This is a genomic window from Zhongshania sp. (genome assembly GCF_041623545.1).
Lineage (GTDB): Bacteria > Pseudomonadota > Gammaproteobacteria > Pseudomonadales > Spongiibacteraceae > Spongiibacter.
In genome coordinates, this window is the sequence record NZ_JBFJWS010000265.1 from 1 (window position 1) to 4,487 (window position 4,487).

Annotated in this window: 3 protein-coding genes; 2 read left to right on the plus strand and 1 reads right to left on the minus strand. The window is 48.5% G+C overall.

Going from position 1 to position 4,487, the window contains the following annotated elements; genetic code table 11:
* The first annotated feature begins 83 nt into the window (after positions 1-83).
* Positions 84-1,454, plus strand: coding sequence for a glutathione-disulfide reductase (gene gorA, locus ABYT30_RS16025; protein ID WP_373097489.1), 1,371 nt, complete (start codon positions 84-86; stop codon positions 1,452-1,454).
* 52 nt (positions 1,455-1,506) lie between these two features.
* Here the strand turns inward: gorA and ABYT30_RS16030 are convergent, their stop codons facing one another.
* Entirely contained in the window at positions 1,507-3,627 is a 2,121-nt protein-coding gene (locus tag ABYT30_RS16030) for a carboxy terminal-processing peptidase (RefSeq protein WP_373097490.1), read from the minus strand.
* A 169-nt stretch (positions 3,628-3,796) separates the two neighbouring features.
* Between ABYT30_RS16030 and ABYT30_RS16035 the strand changes: the two genes are divergently transcribed.
* Positions 3,797-4,168, plus strand: coding sequence for a nuclear transport factor 2 family protein (locus ABYT30_RS16035; RefSeq protein ID WP_373080621.1), 372 nt, complete (start codon positions 3,797-3,799; stop codon positions 4,166-4,168).
* Positions 4,169-4,487: the final 319 nt, after the last annotated feature.

A 4,487-nucleotide genomic window follows, 5' to 3' on the forward strand; every position in this document is an offset into this window, starting at 1 on the left:
CATTATGACCTCGCGAACGGCGCGGTGTAACAAAGCCGCGAATACCGACTCTCATTTCCGATAACACACCATACGGAGGCGCAATGCCGCAGCAAGGTTTTGATACTGAGTACGACTACGATTTATTTGTCATTGGCGCCGGCTCAGGTGGTGTCAGAGCTGCTCGGATGTCGGCAGGCTTTGGCGCAAGAGTCGCTATTGCCGAGTCCCGCTATTTGGGCGGCACCTGCGTAAATGTCGGCTGTGTACCTAAAAAACTGTTTAGTTACGCGGCCCACTATCGGGAAGACTTCAAAGATGCTCAAGGCTTTGGCTGGAATAGCAAGGTCGAACCCATAGACTGGCCGACTCTGCGTGATAACAAGACTCGTGAAATTGAGCGTTTAAACGGTATATACGGCAATTTACTGAGCAACGCTGGGGTTGAGCTGCTCAATGGCCACGCTAGCTTTGTCGATGCTCATACGTTGAGTGTGGGCGGTAAGTACTTCACAGCAAAGCGTATTCTTATTGCAGTGGGTGGTTGGCCCTTTATCCCTGATATTCCCGGTAGGGAGTTTGCCATCAGCTCAAATGAATTATTTTATCTCGATGCACTGCCTAAGCATGCGGTGGTGGTCGGCGGTGGCTATATTGCGACTGAATTTGCTGGAATTTTGCATGGCTTGGGGGTTGAGGTAGATCAAATTTATCGTCGGGATTTATTCTTGCGTGGTTTTGATACCGAGTTGCGGGAACAGCTTGCCGAGGAGATGCGAAACAAAGGTGTGAACTTACGTTTTAATGAAAACGTCACTTCAATCGAAAAAGAGGGTGGCCGCTACCGCCTTAGCTTAGAAAGCGGCGCGAGCATGGTGACTGATCAAGTTCTTTACGCCACGGGCCGCAAGCCCCTGCTGGAGGGTTTAGGGTTGGAGAACACCGAGGTTGAGCTAAATGATGGGGGTTATATCGCCGTCGACGAGTGTTTTCAAACCAAAGAACCTTCGATCTATGCGGTTGGCGATGTCACTGGTGGCATGGAGTTGACACCGGTAGCGTTAGCCGAAGGCATGAACCTAGCCAAGCGCTTGTACCGCGGTGAAACCAAGACCGTGGATTATAACTTTATTCCGACGGCGATTTTTTCACAGCCAAATTTGGCGACTGTGGGCTACAGTGAAGAAGCGGCAAAGGAGAGGTTCTCCGATATCGCGGTGTTTACTTCACGTTTTACGCACTTGAAACACACCCTCAGCGGGAATAAAACCAAGACCCTATTGAAGCTAATCGTCGATAAAAGTACTGACAAGGTGGTTGGTGCGCATATGTTGGGCGACGAAGCGGGGGAGATTATTCAAGGGCTGGCGGTAGCCATTAAAGCCGGTGCCACCAAGGCAGATTTTGATTCAACCATCGGCATCCACCCGACTGTTGCGGAAGAGTTCGTTACTATGCGGGAAGCGAGTCGCTAGAGAGTTATACATTAAACCCTAGCCTTTACCGGCTAGGGTTTAATATTGAGACCTAAGGCCGCCTAGCCAAGCGCTCGGGCATAAAGTAGGGAATTGCATCAACCAGAATATGGCTGGCTTCGATTAACAACGGGTCTGGCTCTTTTTTCTTATCTTTGCTTTCATCTTCAGTCGGGGTTTCGCCATTCAAGGCTAGGCCCTCATCGTCAGTTTTATCTTCTTCCAGGGCCTTTAATGGTTCTTCACCTTTGGCGACCCGACGACGGTTTTCCATTGCTAACTGAAGGGCTTTTTGCTCGTCGCGCTCACTGCGACGCTTTTCTATATTTAAGGATAAGTGGGTTTTATTACGCATTTTCTCAATAACGGCGATTTGCTCCTGTAGAAACAGGAAGTCCGGATCTTTAGCGATGCGTTTTTCGTGTTTCCGTTGTAGGGTCTGCAAACCGGCTTTTAAATCAAAGTAATAGCGATGATTGGCGCGTTCAATGCGGTCCCAGCTCAGGGCGTTATCAAGAATGCTTTCACCAATTTTGTCTTGGTCATACAGCGGCGGGAAGGCAATGTCAGGGATGACGCCACGATTCTGGGTACTGTCGCCGGAAACTCGATAAAACTTTGACTCAGTGAGCTTCAGCTGGCCGTGGCTTAGAGGGTTAACCGACTGCACGGTCCCTTTGCCGAAGGATTGGGTGCCAATGACGATACCGCGCTGATAGTCCTGAATAGCCCCGGCGAAGATTTCGGACGCAGAAGCACTCATACGATTGATAAGCACCGCCAGTGGACCAGAGTAATACGCGGAACTGCGACGCTTACCTTCGCGAATCACGCGAGAGTTAGACTGGCGGATTTGCACCGTCGGTCCAGACTCGATAAATAAGCCGACCATTCCATTGGCCTCAGCTAAGGAGCCGCCGCCATTGTCCCGCAGGTCAATTACGATGCCCTCGGCGCCCTGACTCAGGAGTTCGCCGAGGATACGGTGTACATCGCGAGTCGTGCTGCGGTACTCGGTATCACCTAAGCGGTAGGCCTCAAAATCGAGATAAAAGGTCGGCACATCGATTACACCGACATGGTGAGTGACGCCGTGGCTGTCTTTAAACTCGATGAGTTCGCCTTTGGCGCTTTGGTCTTCGAGTTTGACCTCATTGCGTTCAATGGTGATTTGTCGGCGGGCTTCTTCGCTTTGCGCGATGGCAGGTATGACATCTAAGCGGACGAAAGAGCCTGCAGCGCCGCGGATAAGGTCGACAACGTCATCTAAACGCCAGCCAATCACGTCTTGCATTTCACCGCTTTTACCCTGACCAACACCGATAATTTTATCGGCAGGCTGCAATTGTCCCTGCTTATCAGCAGGGCCCGCGGGAACAAGGCGAACAACCTTGGTGTAGTCATCCTCCATTTGTAACACTGCGCCAATGCCCTCAAGCTTAAGGCTCATATTGATCTGGAAGTTTTCCGATAGACGGGGGGAAAAGTAGTCCGTGTGGGGATCGTACAGTGATGCGAAAGCGTTGGCATAAAATTGGAACGCGTCTTCGGCTTCCAGCTGCGACATGCGCTTTAGTTGATTTTTAAAACGCTTACTCAGTAAATCGATAATACCGTCTTGGTCTTTACCCGCCAATTGCAGGCCCAATACCCGATTTTTAATTTGCTTGCGCCAAATTTCGTCTGCGGCGGCGCTGTCTTTTGGCCAAGGTTCTTTGGCGCGATCAAGCTGGATGTCTTCATTGGTCTTGAAGTCCATTGCCTTTACGGTTTCTGGCAGGGTATCTAGGGCTTTTTGCAGTCGATCAAGCATGCGCTGGCGGTAGCGATTAAATATGGCAAAGCCCGCGTCAAGTTGGGCCTTTTTAAGCTCATTGTCCAACGTGGTGCGATATTTTTGGAATTCCTCGATATCGCTTTGCAGCAAAAACTGGCGATTTGGGTCGAGGTCATCTAAAAAAGAATCTAAGAGATGCGCCGATAAATCATCATTTAGAGCTAATTTTACGTAGTGGCGAGTATCGAGTTGCTTAACCATGTCGCGAATCGCGGTGACATGGGTAGATTCAGGCACCAGTGGCTTTATCGCCTCTGTAGAGGCCCATGCGGCGCTCAATTGAAGTAAAAGGGCAATAACAACGCAGTAACTGCGGGTAAATCTTATATTTAACATTAAATACCGCATATAAAGTCGAGTGATCTTGAACATATTACACCGCTGTGACACTTATTGCAGCGCCGAGCGATACGTCGAGGCTTATTACTATAAATGACATTTTCCTTATTCATATACCGCGTTACACTAGAAACGTCTACTAATTGACACCTTGGAGCTGTTTAAAGTGCGTAAAAACCCCAGAATTACGGCAGTAGAACACTATATTCAAGCCCTGTCGGCCCATGACTTGGCTGCAATCGACAACTTGTTTGCTGATGATGCAACTATTGAAGATCCAGTTGGCAGTGAGCTGATTACGGGTAAGGCTGCTATTCTTCGATTCTATGAAGTCGGATTTAGTTCCGGAATTTCTGCGCGACTTGAGGGCGCCGTGCGATTGGCTGCCAATCACGCTATTTTCCCCTTTGTAGTGGAATTAAATCCAGGTAACGGCGAAGTGCGCATAGAGATCATTGATCAATTCACTTTTAATGACGACAACAAAATTACTGCAATGAAGGCTTTTTGGAGCGAAGAGAATATGAGTACGCCTTAAAAAATTCGCTGTGCAGGGTGGGCCGCTGTCGCTCCGGTGAGGGCATACCTTGTACTTATGTGGATCTAAGGGTTCTGCTAGTTTTCTAAGGCTGCCATCACACTGGCATCCTCATTGTATTATGTTTAGGCGGAATTAATTTCAAAGATCTTTATTAAAATATTTAATAATTACATGTGGTTGATAGCTATACCGAGTGTAATTTATTAGTATTTAATCCTGTCCTTGCGTCACAGTCCGGTGACGACATTGCCATTCAAATCGTGATATCCAAACAGCGAAGAGAGTAATAATAATGATGAATGCCATGATGAACACC

Coding starts and splice junctions, on each gene's coding strand:
- gorA (WP_373097489.1), top strand. CDS start 84: ATGCCGCAGCAAGGTTTTGATACTGAGTACGACTACGATTTATTTGTC.
- ABYT30_RS16030 (WP_373097490.1), bottom strand. CDS start 3,627: ATGTTAAATATAAGATTTACCCGCAGTTACTGCGTTGTTATTGCCCTT.